Source organism: Mitsuokella sp. oral taxon 131 str. W9106, from assembly GCF_000469545.1.
GTDB lineage: Bacteria > Bacillota > Negativicutes > Selenomonadales > Selenomonadaceae > AWVT01.
Window position 1 is genome coordinate 143,247 of the sequence record NZ_KI273057.1, and the last position, 14,907, is coordinate 158,153.

The following is a 14,907-nucleotide window of genomic DNA, read 5'->3' on the forward strand; positions in this document are numbered from 1 at the left end:
TATGGGGAAGAACCTACGGAGAAAGTGCATGTTGGGCGGAGTTATCCTCGTCCTTTTATTCATTGTGGTAGCATATGCGTATTTTCGTGTTTATACGAAGACACCTGAGTATGCGGTAAAGCAAGTGGAGTCCGCTATTGAGACACATGACAAAACCAAATTCTACCGATATGTAAATATGGACAGCGTACTCGATTTATCGTACGATGCATTTGTTGCGGCTCTTATTGAAGCGCAAAATCCGGAAGAATCGGAGGCGAAGGCTGCTATCGAGGATTTTGTGCATATGATGAAAGCACCGCTCATTTCGAGCTTCAAAATGGCTACTGACCATTATATTGAGACTGGTACATGGGAGCAGTCCGCTGATGATGAAAAAAATAAAAAAAATCCTTCGATGAATGTAGAACAGATTTTGGAAAAGACAGGCTTGCAAGAAACGACCTTTCGCGGCATAGACACAGTCGAAGTGGACGATGCGACTGGGACGGCGGTTGCTCATGTACAAGTCTTCCAACAGGAGGCAGACAATACATTTGTTTTTGATGTCAAGCTGGAACGACAAGATTCCGGCGATTGGCAGATTGTGGAGATCACGAACTTCCAAGCGTTCGTCTCTTTTGTCGTAGCAGCGCGCCAAGAGAAGTTGAAAGTGTATGCGGACACGACGGAAAAGATTCAGTCTATACATAACACGGCTATGCTTCGTGCGCAGGATCACTTTATGCAGACATTATCAGACGGAAGTCTCGGAAATGAAGAGACGCGCATGGCATTAAAAAAGCTAATGGAAGAGACGATCTTGCCGGACTGGCAACAGCGAAAGTCTGAGCTTGAGGCTGTCGATGTTCCTGCGGCAGCTCAATCCTTACAGCATTTACGATTAAAGATTTGTGATCTTCACATCGATTATGCAGAGGGATATGCCGCATGGCTTGAAGACAAAAAGGCAGAGACGATTCGTGAAGCAGAGCGCCAACTGAAGCAGGCGCGTACTTTAGAGCAGGAAGAACGGTTCTTAGCACGTCGTATAAGCGGACAAAAATAGACTGAGGAGTGTGTGTTATGACGCTGGATTCCAGCAATGAAACGGTAGCAATTCTCTACGATATTGAAAACGCCCCGTTTGAAATGCTAAACTATACATTGGGGAAGGCTAGACGATATCAGCCTTGCCGAACGATTGTCGTGTCGGATTGGGATTCGACTCCTGAGCAAAAACGATGGGAGAAACTTCTCCGACGTCCTGGATTCACGTTTCGACAAATCAGTCGCACTTTTTTTGGGAAAAATTCCTTGGATTCCGCCCTGTATGATTCCGCACAGATTTTATATCAAGAAGGGGTCCGACGCTATTTTATCATCACGACGGATTCTGATTTTGTCCGTATTGCAGAACTCCTGAACTCGCAGGAGAAATCGTATATCATTGGCGTTGGGACAAAACAGGCGAGCGAAACGCTACGAAACGCTTATGATGAGTTCATTGTCTATCCACCGGAGGAGAACATCAAGGTGAAGAAAGGGACAAAGAGTATAATGGAACAGGCAAAAGAAAATGTGGCGACAAAGGGGAAGACCGTCAAGAAACCAAAGCCGGTAAAAAAGGAATCCGCTGCTATTGCGGAGAAAAAAGCGGAGAACAAGAAAGCGAAAGCAGCGGCGGCGAACCCGCAGAAAAAGAGCACTTCGGTAAAAAAGGAGGAGGCGTCTACAGGAGAGCTTATCGTGCGCTTGCCAAAGACGCTTCGGTCCTCACTTGTTACACGCATGGAAGAAGAGGGCGTGTCGATGAATGAGCTCATTACATATCTTCTTATGCGTGGACTTTCAAAATAGAATACGGTTTTCTTAGGTCGGATCGAGGCGTCTTATCTTATTGACGATACGTCCCTTTCGTGCTATTCTAGGTACAAGAACATAATCAACGCATAGCATTACGATAACCTGTAGTTATTTGATATTGAAAGAAAGACACACTTGTTTTCTTTCGTACCATTGCCTTAGGGATGTTGTGAGAGACTGTGTTTGAGTGTTCGGATATGTACATGTCAAAGTGTTTTTGCCACTGAGGGAGGATTTTTATGATTGATATTCTCGACCGTGTACGAAACAAAGCCTTGCAGTCGAAAATCGTGTCAGCTGAGGAAGCGGCGGCGTATTTCAAGCCTGGCATGAATGTTGCGGCGAGCGGCTTTACGGCTTCGGGATACCCGAAGGCTGTTCCGGTCGCTCTTGCAGAGCGCATGAAAAAGGATCCCTTTACGATCAATCTTTGGACTGGTGCTTCGACAGGCCCGGAGCTCGACGATGTTCTTGCTAAAGTTCATGGCATTAAGAAGCGCCTTCCGTATCAAACAAACAAGCTCTTACGCACGGAGATCAACGAAGGGTTGGTCGACTATCTCGATTTGCATCTTTCGGAATCCGCTCAACTCAGTCGTTGCGGTTATCTCGGTCATGCAGATGTTGCATTGGTGGAAGCGTGCGCGATTACGGAAGAAGGAAACCTTATTCCGACGACCTCTCTTGGCAACACAGCTTCGTATGTGCAAAGTGCGGATAAGGTTATCGTGGAGATCAACGTCACGCAGCCACTCGAACTTGAAGGTATGCATGATGTCTATATTCCAATGGATCCACCGAATCGTCAGCCGATTCCTATCGTCAAGGCAGATGACCGCATTGGCACCCCGTATATTCCGTGTACACCGGATAAGATTCTTTACATCGTGCCCTGTGACGTGCCGGATAAAACTCGTGCCCTTGCAGCAATCGACGAGAATTCCAAGAAGATGTCGGAGATTACACTCGATTTCCTCAAGAAGGAAATCAAAGCGGGACGCATGCCGGAGAATCTGCTTCCGCTTCAGTCTGGTGTCGGCAATGTAGCGAATGCAGTCATTGAAGGATTTGTGGATTCGGATTTAAAGGATTTGACGGTTTATACGGAGGTTATCCAGGATGGCATGCTCGACCTCATCGATGCGGGCAAGCTGAACTTTGCTTCCGGAACAGCGTTCTCACCATCGCCCGAGGGTATGGAACGTTTCTACAAGGATATAGCGAAGTATAAGAAGTATCTGCTTATTCGTCCAGAAGAAGTTTCCAACAGCCCGGAGGTTGTCCACCGCCTTGGCGTCATTGCCATGAATACGGCCATCGAGGTCGACATTTACGGCAATGTCAATTCGACACATATCACGGGCACGAAGATGATGAATGGCATTGGTGGCTCGGGTGATTTTGCGCGCAATTCGTACTTGACGATTTTCTATACACCGTCTATTGCAAAGGATGGAAAGATCTCAGCCGTTGTTCCGTTCTGTTCCCATATTGACCATACGGAGCACGACATTGACATCATCATTTCTGAGCAGGGCATTGCGGATCTTCGCGGCAAAGCACCGCGTGATCGTGCCATGGAGATCATCAACAACTGTGCGCATCCGGATTACCGTCCTATGTTGCTTGATTATTTCAATCGTGCAAACGAGCTGACGGGACATGCACACACGCCGCATCTCTTAAAGGAAGCGCTATCCTTCCACGAGCGCTTCGTCGAGACGGGTTCGATGAAATAAGTTTTTAACGGATGCCTTGTCACTAAGGCGTTTGTTCATGCAAATCATATTAGAATTGAAGAAAAGCAGGAGGAATCTCTATCATGAGCAATGAGAAAATCCAAGCTGAACTCGCAAAATACGAGGCAAGCGTAGAAAAGGCAATCGCCCGTTTCCCAGAACGTCCACATCTGCCGAAGCAGCGCCTTTATACGCCACTCGACATTAAGGATACGGACTATGCAGATGAGCTCAGTTTCCCTGGTATCTATCCGTATACGCGCGGTGTGCAGCCGACAATGTACCGTGGTCGCTTTTGGACGATGCGCATGTACGCAGGCTTTTCGACAGCGGAAGAATCGAATAAGCGTTACCGCATGCTGATTGAAACGGGTGCTACAGGACTTTCCTGCGCATTCGATCTTCCGACGCAGATCGGTTACGATTCCACAGATGCAATCGCAGAAGGCGAAGTCGGAAAAGTCGGCGTTGCGATCGACTCGCTTGCAGACATGGAGACTCTTTTCGATAAGATTGATCTCGGCAAAGTATCGACCTCGATGACGATCAATGCACCGGCATCGGTCTTGCTTGCCATGTATATTGCTGTCGCAGAGAAGCAGGGCGTTTCTGCTGACCAGCTTCGCGGTACGATCCAGAATGATATTCTGAAGGAGTATGCAGCCCGTGGCACGTACATTTTCCCGCCGCGCCCATCCATGCGTCTCATTACGAATATCTTTGAATATTGCTCAAAGAACGTACCAAAGTGGAACACGATTTCTATTTCCGGCTACCACATTCGTGAGGCGGGTTCGACTGCAGCGCAAGAGATTGCGTTTACGATTGCAGATGGTATTGCATACTGCGAAGCTGCGATCAAGGCTGGACTTCATATCGACGACTTCGCAGGCCGCCTCTCCTTCTTTTGGAATGCGCACAACAACGTCCTCGAAGAGGTTGCGAAATTCCGTGCTTCCCGCCGTATTTGGGCGAAAGTCATGAAAGAGCGTTTCCATGCAGAGAAGCCGAAGTCGATGATGCTCCGCTTCCATACGCAGACGGCTGGCTCGATGCTTACGGCGCAGCAGCCGAACAATAACATCGTCCGCGTTGCACTTCAGACGGCGGCAGCTGTTATGGGCGGCACGCAGTCCCTGCACACGAATTCCCGCGATGAGGCACTTGCGCTTCCGACGCAGGAATCGGTTACGATTGCACTTCGCACGCAACAGATCGTTGCTTATGAAAGTGGTCTTGCCGATGTCATCGATCCGCTCGCCGGTTCCTATTATGTTGAGTCTATGACAAATAAGATCGAAGCAGAGGCATGGGACTATATCAAAAAGATCGATGAGATGGGCGGCGCAGTTGCAGCAATTGAAAAAGGATACATCCAAAAAGAAATCCAAGATAGTGCTTACAAGTGGCAGATGGATGTTGAATCCGGTGCCAAGACAATTGTCGGCGTCAACAAGTTCCAAATTGAAAACGAAGAACCTCCAAAGGACCTTCTGAAGGTAGATGCATCGGTTGGTGAACGTCAGAAGGCGAAGGTCGAAGCGATGAAGGCAAAGCGTGACAACAATGCTGTAAAGGCGGCGCTTGCCGACCTCAAAAAGGCCTGCCAAGACGAAAATGAGAACCTCATGCCGCATATTCTTGCTGCCGTCAAGACGTACGCTACGCTCGGCGAGATCTGCAACGTCATGCGCGGAGTTTTTGGCGAATACGAGGCTCATGTCAGCCTCTAACCGGTGCGTAACGAACGATGGAATTCGCGATTGTGCGATAATGGAGGTAATTCAAAATGGAAAAAAAGATTCGCGTATTAGTTGCTAAGCCGGGCCTTGACGGGCATGACCGTGGTGCAAAGGTCGTCGCACGTGCTTTGCGTGATGCAGGGTTCGAGGTCATTTATACGGGGTTGCGTCAGACGCCGGAGCAGATTGCCGAGGCAGCATTGCAGGAGGATGTCAACGTTGTCGCAATGAGCATTCTTTCTGGCGCACACCCGCATCTTTTCCCGAAGGTTGTCGACCTTGTTCGAGAGAAAGGGATGAAGGACGTCTTGATCATTGGCGGCGGTGTTATCCCTGAGGCAGATATTCCCGCGTTGAAAAAGGCCGGTGTTTCGGAAGTCTTCACGCCAGGCACGCCGACGAGTGCGGTGATTGACTTCATCAAGGCGAACGTCAAAGCCTAAAAAGCATAGGGCAGGGATAGGGCATGGCATGTGGAGCGGTGACGCTCTTGGTTCGTCTCTGTTTCTGCCTTTTGAAATACGCTGTGGTTTCACACGAAAGGAAGGATTCGCATGGACATTGCAAGGGAACTTCTCGCAGGCAATCGGCTAGCACTTTCGCGTGCAATTACAGCAATCGAGAACGAGTACCCAGAAGCAAATACGATTATGAAACAAATCTATCCGCATACGGGTAACGCCTACGTGCTTGGTATCACAGGGCCACCTGGAGCGGGGAAAAGCACGCTGACGGATAAGCTTGCGCGTGCCTATCGTGCAAAAGGAAAAACCGTCGGCATTGTGGCAGTAGATCCAACGAGCCCGTTTACTGGCGGCGCAATCTTGGGGGATCGTATTCGAATGAATGGCCTTACCCTCGACGAGGGGGTATTCATTCGGAGCATGGGGACGCGTGGAAGTCTCGGTGGCTTATCGCATAAGACGGCGGACGCAGTCAAGGCGATGGATGCGTTCGGAAAGGATATCGTCATCGTTGAAACAGTCGGTGTAGGACAGTCTGAGGTAGATATCGTAAAGGCCGCTGATACGACGATGGTCATTTTGATTCCTGGCATGGGCGATGATATACAAGCGATCAAAGCGGGCATTCTTGAAATTGGCGATTTATTCGCTATCAATAAGAGTGATCTCGATGGTGCAGATAAACTCGTACGTGAAATTAATATGATGCTCGATCTCGATTCTTTGATGACGGACTGGCGCCCCCCTATCCAAAAGGTCGTAGCTAACCAAAACGAAGGAATCGAGGAGCTTCTTGTTCGTATTGCAGAACATCGTGCTCATATCGACAAGAGCGGTGAACTTGCAAGACGCCGCACGAAGCGGACACGCGATGAGATGCTAGATATTCTTTCTGCGCATATCGGCACGTATATCAAACAGCGTATCGTTGATACAGGACGGCTGGATGCATACGTTGATCAGATCAAGCGGCGCGAAACCGATCCATATACGGTCGTTTCGGAATTGATGCAAGAGATGTTGCAGTCTTGATGTACAAGATGCAGCGCAGTGTAAAAGGAGGAATTTCATTATGTTTAAGGTTCTAGGTGTAGATCATATTGGTATTGCTGTATCGGACCTGAAAGAGGTTAGCTCGTTTTGGACGGAAGCATTGGGCCTTCCTGCAAACGGCGAGGAGACGGTAGCAGAGCAGAAGGTTACGACAGGATTTTTCCCGACGCCGAACGGCAGTGAGATCGAGCTTTTGGCAGCGACGGAAGATTCTTCGCCGATTGCAAAGTTTATTGAAAAGAACGGTGGCCGTGGCGGCATTCAGCACATTGCGCTACGTGTTGACAATCTCGAAGCTGCACTTGCTGATCTCAAGGCAAAAGGCGTTCGCCTCATCGACGAGAAGCCGCGCAAGGGTGCAGGCGGTGCGAATATCGCATTCGTGCATCCGAAAGCATCGCATGGTGTCCTCCTCGAACTTTGTCAGCGTGACTAATGTCAGTCTATGACATCGCCTTGTAAATCGTCTTGCTTTTTTTCTTGAAATAAGGCAAAATAGGACTTGCAAGAGCGACTTGCTTTTTAGGAGGTATATGATGGCTACAGTTCAGGAAAAGATCGCGTTGATGCATGCGAAAAAGGAACATATCATGCAGGGCGGCGGTCAGGCACGAATTGACAAGCAGCATGCAAAGGGAAAAATGACAGCGCGTGAGCGCATCGAGATGCTCTTCGATGAAGGCACGTTTGTCGAACTCGATATGTTCATGAAGCATCGTTGCACGAATTTCGGTCAGGAAAAGAAAGAACTTCCAGGCGAGGGCGTCGTTACGGGCTACGGTACAATTGACGGTCGTCTCGTTTATGCGTTTGCTCAGGACTTTACGGTAGAAGGCGGATCACTCGGCGAGAAGCATGCACATAAGATTTGGAAGGTCATGGATCTTTCCATGAAGATGGGCGCTCCTTGCATCGGAATCAACGATTCGGGTGGCGCACGCATTCAGGAAGCGGTAGATGCACTTTCTGGCTACGGCGGAATTTTCTATCGTAATACGGCTGCATCCGGTGTCGTTCCACAGATTTCTGTCATCATGGGGCCGTGTGCAGGTGGTGCGGTTTACAGTCCTGCGATTACAGACTTCATCTACATGGTGAAAAAAACGAGCCAGATGTTCATTACGGGACCTGCTGTTATCAAGTCGGTCACGGCAGAGGAAGTCACGGCTGAAGCTCTTGGCGGCGCAATGACGCACAACACGCGCAGTGGTGTTGCACATTTCGCAGCAGAGAATGAAGAAGACTGCATCAAGCAGATTCGCTATCTCCTGTCGTTCCTGCCTAGCAACAATATGGAAGACGCGCCTATTGTGGAAACGGACGATGATCCAGATCGTCAGGACGAGAGCCTGAATACGATCATTCCAGATAACCCAAATGCGCCGTATGACATGAAGGACGTGATCCGTTCCATCGTCGATAATGGTGAGTTCTACGAAGTTCATGAGTATTTTGCAACAAACATCATTTGCTGTTTTGCCCGTTTTGATGGGCGGACCGTCGGTATTATTGCGAACCAGCCGAATGTTATGGCAGGCTGCCTCGACGTTGATGCGTCGGATAAGTCGGCGCGGTTCATTCGCTTCTGTGATGCATTTAATATTCCGCTTCTCAATCTCGTTGATGTTCCGGGCTTCTTGCCAGGCGTTGATCAGGAGCATAACGGTATTATTCGTCATGGTGCGAAAATGCTTTATGCATACAGTGAAGCGACTGTTCCGAAGATTACGGTCATCACGCGCAAAGCCTATGGCGGTTCTTATATTGCGATGTGCAGCCGAGAGCTTGGTGCGGATCAGGTTATGGCATGGCCTACGTCTGAAATTGCTGTTATGGGACCTGCAGGTGCGGCCAATATTATCTTCCGTAAGGATCCGGATAAGGAAGCGAAGACGGCAGAGTATGTGGAGAATTTCGCTACGCCGTACGTTGCAGCAGAACGCGGTTACGTCGACATGGTCATCGATCCAAGCGAAACGCGTCCACGCATCATTACGGCATTGAATGCGCTTGCAAGCAAACGTGAAGTCGGCCCTGCTAAGAAGCATGGCAATATTCCGCTTTGATTGGCAGGAGGCTTGATTCGGATGAAAACAGAAGCACAAGAGGTTCGTCCTGAGGTCGTAGCAGCAATTACGGCCGCCGTCCATATGATGTCAGGCGATAGAGTCATTGCCGTGCGCATCAAGCGCAGCGATGTATGGGCGATGATAGCACGTGGGGGCAGGCACTGATTTTTTTACACGCGAAGGTTTTCTATTAGGAGGAATTTTTCATGAAGAAGTTTAATATCTCAGTCAATGGAACGTCCTATGAGGTTGAAGTCGAAGAAGTTAAGTCGAAGGCTGCTGCACCTGCTCCAAAGGCTGCTGCACCTGCTCCGAAGGCTGCACCTGTACCATCTGTGGCACCGAAAGCTGCTGTCGCTGCTGCAGCTGGTGAGCACTCCATCGATGCTCCGATGCCGGGCAAGATCGTCAAACTTGTCGCAGAAGAGGGGCAGGCCGTCAAGGCTGGCGATGTCCTTCTGATTCTCGAGGCAATGAAGATGCAGAATGAGATTACGGCTGATGCAGACGGCACGGTCAAGACGTTCAACGTATCGGCAGGTCAAAGCGTTAAGGTACATGATTCGCTCGTAATACTTGGCTGATATGAAGTAAATCGTGCGATATGAAAACGGATTCAGGTAGTTTATCTGAATCCGTTTTCTTTTTCCTTGCACGTATTTGAAAGGTTGACAACTTTTTTGTTCATGCGCTAAAATAGTTAAAACGAAATGAAGAAAGTAGACGAGTAGAGGAGTTTCTTATGCCAAACAATCAGACGATAGAGAATGAAGATGTCGTCGTTATCATTACCGATGAGGAAGGTCATGAGTATAAATACTTAGAGGAAATGATTATTCCAGTAGGAGGTGAAAAGTTTGCTTTGCTCGTAGGAATGCATGATGAAGATCATTCGGGGCATACCTGTGATTGTGGCTGTGCGGAAGAAGATGAGGATGTCATCATCGCAAAGATTATTTTAAACGAGGATGGTCACGAAGAGTACATTGAACCATCTGACGAAGAGTTTGAAATAGTTCAAGAGGCTTATGATGCATTAGTAGACGAGGCTGAAGAAGAATAAGATGAAGGAAAGGCTGCTTTCGAAAAATGATGGCGGTCTATTTCTTTATGCAGAAAGACGCTTTGTGCCATGGTAAAGCAGGAGGCATTTGCTTGGAACCGAAACTTTTGAAACTTAAAGAATGGATACAGCATAAGCTTCAGGAAGAGAACGAAAATGACCGAATCAATGTGTTCCTAAAAAAAATAGCGGATTTTTCCGATATGATGACGTGGAAACGCTGGGCAATATTTGGGGCTATTTTATTCGCTTTTGCCATGGCAACATGTTTTTTTTCCTTTGGAACGATACACCATCGTACTAGTCTAAGTGAAAATCAAAAGATTTATGTTCGCGTAACCTCCGGCATGTCAGCGCGCGCTTTAGGTGAAAAACTAAGCTCTCTAGGCGTTATCCATAACGGACTGCATTTTTGGTTGCGGGCAAAATTCGAGGGATATGCAAGCCAATTCAAAGCGGGAATGTACGCATTTGAACCAGAGATGGACGAAGCGATCGTATTGGAAAAACTTGTATCGGGAGAAACAACTTCTGTCAAGTTTACGATTCCAGAAGGTTTTGGCATCAAGGAAATTGCGGAACGGCTAGCAGAAGAAGGACTTGTAAACAAAACCGATTTTTTGGAACGCGCGAAAAATTTTGCTCCTTACGATTATATGAAAAAAGAGCCGAATGTCCGCTATGCAGCAGAAGGCTATCTTTTTCCCGACACGTATGAGCTTCATGATGAAGTGAATGCTTCTGCCATTATGAAAATGATGGCAGAAGACTTTGATGCGCGTCTTACACAAGATATGAGAGATTGCGCATCTGAAAAGAATCTTTCCATCCATGATTTAATTACATTAGCGTCCTTGGTTGAAAAAGAGGCTCGTTTTGATGCAGATCGCCCCATTATTGCACAAGTCTTTTTGAAGCGATTAAAAATAGGTATGCCACTCCAATCCGATACGACGTTGCAATATCTTATGGATGCACCGAAAGAAGACGTCTCAATCCATGATACGAAAATTGAATCACCGTATAATACCTATCAGAACAAAGGACTTCCGCCAGGACCGATCGCAAGTCCCGGCATGAAATCGATAGAGGCAGTCCTACATCCGTCCGATACCGATTATTTATACTTTGTTGCGGATCATTCCGGCCATAATCATTATTCTCGTACGTACGCTGAGCATTTATCGGTTGTCGATCGCGTGCGCTAAGGATTTTTACGATGCTACAAAATTTATTTCTCGAAATGGAAGAGTTTGCGAGCATACGACGCATTCCTATTATACGAGCAAATGAACGAGATGTATTCTGCCGGTTGATTCGAGAAGCTAACGCACATCGAATTCTTGAGGTTGGAACTGCTATCGGGTATTCTACCCTTCTGCTAGCAAAGGAAAGTCCTAAGGATGTGCATATTACGACGGTAGAAAAAAATAAGAAGCGCGCGGAGCAAGCAAGATCTTTTTTTCGGAAATCTCCTTATGACAGTCAAATTCGGCTATGCGTTGGCGATGCGAGTTCCCTTTTGACGACGCTCGATGAATCGTATGATCTTGTCTTTTTAGATGCTGCAAAAGGACAGTATGTAGACCATCTTGCGAAAGTTTTGCCACACCTTGCATCTTCCGGTTTGATTTTAGCGGACAATGTGTTATTTCGCGGCTATGTATTTGGAAATGAATCTGTACCGCGACGCTTTCGAACGATTGCAAAGCGTCTTCGCAAATATATCAAACTTGTTCAGGAAATCCCCGGATTTGAAACGGATATTATCGCAGATGGAGATGGATTAGCAGTAACTCGTTGGGAAAGAAAGGCGTTTCATGCAGAAGAAACCAGAACTTTTAGCGCCTGCAGGCAATTTTGAAAAGATGAGAATGGCGATATTGTACGGAGCAGATGCAGTCTATCTTGGAGGGAAGTCTTTCGGTCTTCGCGCACTCGGAGGAAATTTTGATCGGGAGGAACTTCGAGAAGCGGTGACGTACGCACATGAACATGGGAAAAAGGTTTATGTGACGGTAAATATTTTTCCGCATAATGCGGATTTGGCAAGCTTGCCTGACTATTTGCTGTACCTGAATAAAATTCACGTCGATGCTCTTCTCGTAGCGGATTTAGGTGTGTTTTCCTTTTGCCGAACATGGATTCCAAATATGGAAATTCATATCAGCACACAGGCGAACAATACAAATTGGGCGACGGTCAATGCATGGAAGGATCTAGGCGCAAAGCGTGTTGTTCTGGCACGTGAAATGTCTATGGAGGAAATTCGGACGATTCGCAAAAAATGTGATGTTGACTTAGAACTTTTTGTTCACGGAGCAATGTGCATATCGTATTCTGGGCGATGCTTGCTGTCTAATTATTTTACAGGACGCGACTCAAATCGCGGGAATTGTGCACAGTCTTGCCGCTGGAAGTATTCTTTGGTCGAGGAAACACGACCAGGAAAGTATTTCCCGATTGAGGAGGATGAGCGTGGTACCTATATCATGAATTCGAAAGATATGTGTCTTTTGTCGTACCTTTCGGACGTTATTGAAACAGGGGTCAACAGTTTAAAGATTGAGGGACGAATGAAAAGTATCCACTACGTTGCGAGTGTAGTTCGGACGTATCGATCTGCAATAGATGCTTACTATAAAGATCCCGCTCATTTTACCGTGCGGCAAGAATGGATTGAAGAGCTGGGGAAGGTATCCCATAGACCATACACGACCGGTTTTTATTTCCATAAACCAACGGAAAAGGATCAGCTTTATGGAAATTCATCGTATGAACAGAGTTCTGACTTCGTGGGACTTGTACTTGCTTATGATACGACCAGCGGCTATGCAACAGTAGAGCAGCGAAATAATATGAAAGTGGGGCAGAAGATCGAATTCTTCCAACCGCATGGCGAACTCTTTCATCAAACGCTTGCCGATATGCGAGATGAGGATGGTGCTTCGATTGACATTGCACCACATCCACAGCAAATTATTCGTATTCACATGGAGCATCCAGTAGAACCGTATACGATTCTACGTCGTAATCTTACTATTGGGCTATAGTATATGCAGAAAGGATAATATTCATGGAAGAATTGGTTCGTTATTTTGGCACGGCAGAGGGGCGCGTGCAGGGAGTAGGCTTTCGTATGTTTGTGCAGCAGCACGCAATGGAGCTAGGGCTTACGGGATGGGTTCGCAACATGGAGGATGGGAGCGTCACGATGGAGATACAGGGAAGACAAGAAAAGATTGATCGCCTGACAGACTTCATCCGTCAAGGCAACTTCTTCATTCGAGTAAGTAGCCTGTCGCTTGAAAGCCGCAGTGTTCTTCCAAATGAAGACCGTTTTGTCGTTCGTTACTGAAAGGAGCTGTCATGGCAAAGGTACTCGTATTAAATGGTCCAAACCTTAATATGCTTGGAGCGAGAGAGCCGGAAATATATGGAAACAGAACGCTTTCAGATATCCATGAGCGAATGAAAAACCGTGCAAAGGAAGCAAGAATAAGAATAGACTTTTTTCAATCCAATCATGAGGGCATACTGATTGATGCAATTCAAAAAGCAAATCATGTATATGATTTTATTATTTTTAATGCAGCAGCATTCACGCATTACAGTATAGCAATCCGCGATGCAGTTGCAGCAATCGATGTTCCCGTCATTGAAGTTCATATTTCCAATATTCATCAACGTGAGGAATTTCGTCATACTTCCGTCATTGCTCCTGTTGCACTCGGACAGATTTGCGGGCTTGGAGAAGAAAGTTATATGGCGGCGCTGGAAGCTGTTATTTATAAGCTAAAACAATAAAAGTGGAATAGGAGATGTATTTCATGAATGTATTTCGATTAAATGCGCTTCGCAAGTGTATGGCTGATAAAAATCTTGATGGAATTCTTGTGACGAAAGAAGTCAATCTTCACTATTTCAGCGGATTTCGCGGAGATGATACGACGTTGATCATCACAAAAGATAAGGCACTCCTTATAACAGACAGCCGTTATAAGGAGCAAGCTGAAGCAGAAGCGCCCTTGTTCGATATTATGGAACAAAAAGAAGGACTTCTTCGAAAGACAGTGGAAGAGATCAAGCTACTTGGATGCAAAGCAGTCGGATTTGAAGGAAACGCACTGCATTACGATGATTATGCCGCACTCGTCAAAAACCTGCAAGGTATTGCATTTAATCGTTCCGTTCATTTGGATGTGCTTCGACAGATTAAAGATGCAGATGAAATTCGTCTCATCCGTAAAGCGTGTGAAATTGCAGATATTGCTTACCGAGACATCCTTGATTTTATCCGCCCCGGTATAACGGAGATTGCTGTCGCTGCACGGCTAGAGCACATTATGCGTGAAGCAGGAGCGGAGAAAACATCGTTTGATACGATTGTGGCTTCTGGACTTCGCGGCAGCATGCCGCATGGAGCCGCGACGAATAAATTGATCGAGGTTGGCGATTTCGTAACGATGGACTACGGCGCGAGGTACCAAGGCTATTGTTCCGATACAACACGTACGGTTTGTATCGGACAGGCGACCGAACGACAACATCAGATATACGAAACCGTTTTAAGCGCACAGGAAGCGGCACTGGCGGTCATTGCGCCAGGAAAGTCGGGAAAAGAAATCGACTCTGTCGCGCGGAAGCGTCTCGCTGAAGATGGAGTGGAACAATACTTCGGTCATGGGCTAGGCCATAGTCTAGGACTTGAAATTCACGAGGAGCCACGTCTTTCAAAATCCAGCAAATGTGAGAGCCTGCAGCCCGGTATGATCATTACGGATGAACCGGGAGTCTATATCCCCGGCTGGGGAGGGCTTCGTATCGAAGATACCGTTTTAGTTACCGATTTTGGAAGTGAGCGTCTGACAAAGTCAGACAAGCATCTTATTGAAATTCAATAAAAAGACCCTTTTGTAATGTGCTTGATTT

17 protein-coding genes are annotated in these 14,907 nt (G+C 47.1%); all 17 read left to right on the forward strand.

What is annotated here, in order from left to right; translation table 11 throughout:
* Nucleotide 1: 1 nt before the first annotated feature.
* The 17 genes from HMPREF1985_RS03885 (at nt 2) to HMPREF1985_RS03960 (ending at nt 14,879) form a co-directional block, all read left to right on the forward strand.
* Nucleotides 2-1,048 (forward strand): DUF2939 domain-containing protein, encoded by a 1,047-nt coding sequence (locus HMPREF1985_RS03885; protein WP_021771165.1) that lies wholly within the window; start codon nt 2-4, stop codon nt 1,046-1,048.
* 17 nt (nt 1,049-1,065) lie between these two features.
* Nucleotides 1,066-1,839 (forward strand): NYN domain-containing protein, encoded by a 774-nt coding sequence (locus tag HMPREF1985_RS03890; protein WP_021771166.1) that lies wholly within the window; start codon nt 1,066-1,068, stop codon nt 1,837-1,839.
* A gap of 245 nt (nt 1,840-2,084) precedes the next feature.
* Complete coding sequence (locus HMPREF1985_RS03895; RefSeq protein ID WP_021771167.1) at nt 2,085-3,584, forward strand: acetyl-CoA hydrolase/transferase family protein; 1,500 nt, start codon at nt 2,085-2,087, stop codon at nt 3,582-3,584.
* An 83-nt stretch (nt 3,585-3,667) separates the two neighbouring features.
* Nucleotides 3,668-5,317, forward strand: coding sequence for an acyl-CoA mutase large subunit family protein (locus tag HMPREF1985_RS03900; protein WP_021771168.1), 1,650 nt, complete (start codon nt 3,668-3,670; stop codon nt 5,315-5,317).
* 56 nt (nt 5,318-5,373) lie between these two features.
* Entirely contained in the window at nt 5,374-5,769 is a 396-nt protein-coding gene (locus tag HMPREF1985_RS03905) for a cobalamin B12-binding domain-containing protein (protein WP_021771169.1), read from the forward strand.
* A gap of 111 nt (nt 5,770-5,880) precedes the next feature.
* Entirely contained in the window at nt 5,881-6,822 is a 942-nt protein-coding gene (meaB, locus tag HMPREF1985_RS03910) for a methylmalonyl Co-A mutase-associated GTPase MeaB (protein WP_021771170.1), read from the forward strand.
* A 40-nt stretch (nt 6,823-6,862) separates the two neighbouring features.
* Complete coding sequence (gene mce / locus HMPREF1985_RS03915; RefSeq protein ID WP_021771171.1) at nt 6,863-7,279, forward strand: methylmalonyl-CoA epimerase; 417 nt, start codon at nt 6,863-6,865, stop codon at nt 7,277-7,279.
* 100 nt (nt 7,280-7,379) lie between these two features.
* A complete protein-coding gene (locus HMPREF1985_RS03920) occupies nt 7,380-8,909 on the forward strand; it encodes a methylmalonyl-CoA decarboxylase subunit alpha (protein ID WP_040636996.1) in 1,530 nt (509 codons plus the stop codon).
* Between the two features lie 21 nt (nt 8,910-8,930).
* On the forward strand, nt 8,931-9,077 hold the full coding sequence (locus HMPREF1985_RS03925; RefSeq protein WP_021771173.1) for a hypothetical protein: 147 nt from the start codon (nt 8,931-8,933) through the stop codon (nt 9,075-9,077).
* A gap of 41 nt (nt 9,078-9,118) precedes the next feature.
* Nucleotides 9,119-9,496 carry a biotin/lipoyl-containing protein gene (locus HMPREF1985_RS03930; protein ID WP_021771174.1) on the forward strand — a complete coding sequence of 126 codons (378 nt, stop codon included), beginning with the start codon at nt 9,119-9,121 and terminating at the stop codon, nt 9,494-9,496.
* 158 nt (nt 9,497-9,654) lie between these two features.
* A complete protein-coding gene (locus HMPREF1985_RS03935; protein ID WP_021771175.1) occupies nt 9,655-9,975 on the forward strand; it encodes a DUF1292 domain-containing protein in 321 nt (106 codons plus the stop codon).
* 92 nt (nt 9,976-10,067) lie between these two features.
* Entirely contained in the window at nt 10,068-11,183 is a 1,116-nt protein-coding gene (mltG, locus tag HMPREF1985_RS03940) for an endolytic transglycosylase MltG (protein WP_231385162.1), read from the forward strand.
* Between the two features lie 11 nt (nt 11,184-11,194).
* Entirely contained in the window at nt 11,195-11,839 is a 645-nt protein-coding gene (locus HMPREF1985_RS10970; protein WP_071782666.1) for an O-methyltransferase, read from the forward strand.
* Complete coding sequence (locus tag HMPREF1985_RS03945; RefSeq protein WP_021771178.1) at nt 11,796-13,028, forward strand: peptidase U32 family protein; 1,233 nt, start codon at nt 11,796-11,798, stop codon at nt 13,026-13,028. The genes HMPREF1985_RS10970 and HMPREF1985_RS03945 overlap by 44 nt, the downstream gene beginning before the upstream one ends.
* A 23-nt stretch (nt 13,029-13,051) precedes the next feature.
* Nucleotides 13,052-13,333, forward strand: a complete 282-nt coding sequence (locus HMPREF1985_RS03950) for an acylphosphatase (RefSeq protein ID WP_021771179.1) — start codon at nt 13,052-13,054, stop codon at nt 13,331-13,333.
* Between the two features lie 11 nt (nt 13,334-13,344).
* Nucleotides 13,345-13,782, forward strand: coding sequence for a type II 3-dehydroquinate dehydratase (gene aroQ / locus HMPREF1985_RS10975; RefSeq protein WP_021771180.1), 438 nt, complete (start codon nt 13,345-13,347; stop codon nt 13,780-13,782).
* Nucleotides 13,783-13,805: 23 nt separating this feature from the next.
* Nucleotides 13,806-14,879, forward strand: coding sequence for a M24 family metallopeptidase (locus HMPREF1985_RS03960; protein ID WP_040637000.1), 1,074 nt, complete (start codon nt 13,806-13,808; stop codon nt 14,877-14,879).
* Nucleotides 14,880-14,907: the final 28 nt, after the last annotated feature.

What these genes read in the sequence shown, in the direction of transcription:
- HMPREF1985_RS03920 (WP_040636996.1), top strand. Translation starts at nt 7,380, where the DNA reads ATGGCTACAGTTCAGGAAAAGATCGCGTTGATGCATGCGAAAAAGGAA.
- HMPREF1985_RS03890 (WP_021771166.1), top strand. Translation starts at nt 1,066, where the DNA reads ATGACGCTGGATTCCAGCAATGAAACGGTAGCAATTCTCTACGATATT.
- HMPREF1985_RS03950 (WP_021771179.1), top strand. Translation starts at nt 13,052, where the DNA reads ATGGAAGAATTGGTTCGTTATTTTGGCACGGCAGAGGGGCGCGTGCAG.
- HMPREF1985_RS03885 (WP_021771165.1), top strand. Translation starts at nt 2, where the DNA reads ATGGGGAAGAACCTACGGAGAAAGTGCATGTTGGGCGGAGTTATCCTC.
- HMPREF1985_RS10970 (WP_071782666.1), top strand. Translation starts at nt 11,195, where the DNA reads ATGCTACAAAATTTATTTCTCGAAATGGAAGAGTTTGCGAGCATACGA.
- HMPREF1985_RS03935 (WP_021771175.1), top strand. Translation starts at nt 9,655, where the DNA reads ATGCCAAACAATCAGACGATAGAGAATGAAGATGTCGTCGTTATCATT.
- mce (WP_021771171.1), top strand. Translation starts at nt 6,863, where the DNA reads ATGTTTAAGGTTCTAGGTGTAGATCATATTGGTATTGCTGTATCGGAC.
- HMPREF1985_RS03895 (WP_021771167.1), top strand. Translation starts at nt 2,085, where the DNA reads ATGATTGATATTCTCGACCGTGTACGAAACAAAGCCTTGCAGTCGAAA.
- meaB (WP_021771170.1), top strand. Translation starts at nt 5,881, where the DNA reads ATGGACATTGCAAGGGAACTTCTCGCAGGCAATCGGCTAGCACTTTCG.
- HMPREF1985_RS03960 (WP_040637000.1), top strand. Translation starts at nt 13,806, where the DNA reads ATGAATGTATTTCGATTAAATGCGCTTCGCAAGTGTATGGCTGATAAA.
- HMPREF1985_RS03900 (WP_021771168.1), top strand. Translation starts at nt 3,668, where the DNA reads ATGAGCAATGAGAAAATCCAAGCTGAACTCGCAAAATACGAGGCAAGC.
- HMPREF1985_RS03925 (WP_021771173.1), top strand. Translation starts at nt 8,931, where the DNA reads ATGAAAACAGAAGCACAAGAGGTTCGTCCTGAGGTCGTAGCAGCAATT.
- HMPREF1985_RS03945 (WP_021771178.1), top strand. Translation starts at nt 11,796, where the DNA reads ATGCAGAAGAAACCAGAACTTTTAGCGCCTGCAGGCAATTTTGAAAAG.
- HMPREF1985_RS03930 (WP_021771174.1), top strand. Translation starts at nt 9,119, where the DNA reads ATGAAGAAGTTTAATATCTCAGTCAATGGAACGTCCTATGAGGTTGAA.
- aroQ (WP_021771180.1), top strand. Translation starts at nt 13,345, where the DNA reads ATGGCAAAGGTACTCGTATTAAATGGTCCAAACCTTAATATGCTTGGA.
- HMPREF1985_RS03905 (WP_021771169.1), top strand. Translation starts at nt 5,374, where the DNA reads ATGGAAAAAAAGATTCGCGTATTAGTTGCTAAGCCGGGCCTTGACGGG.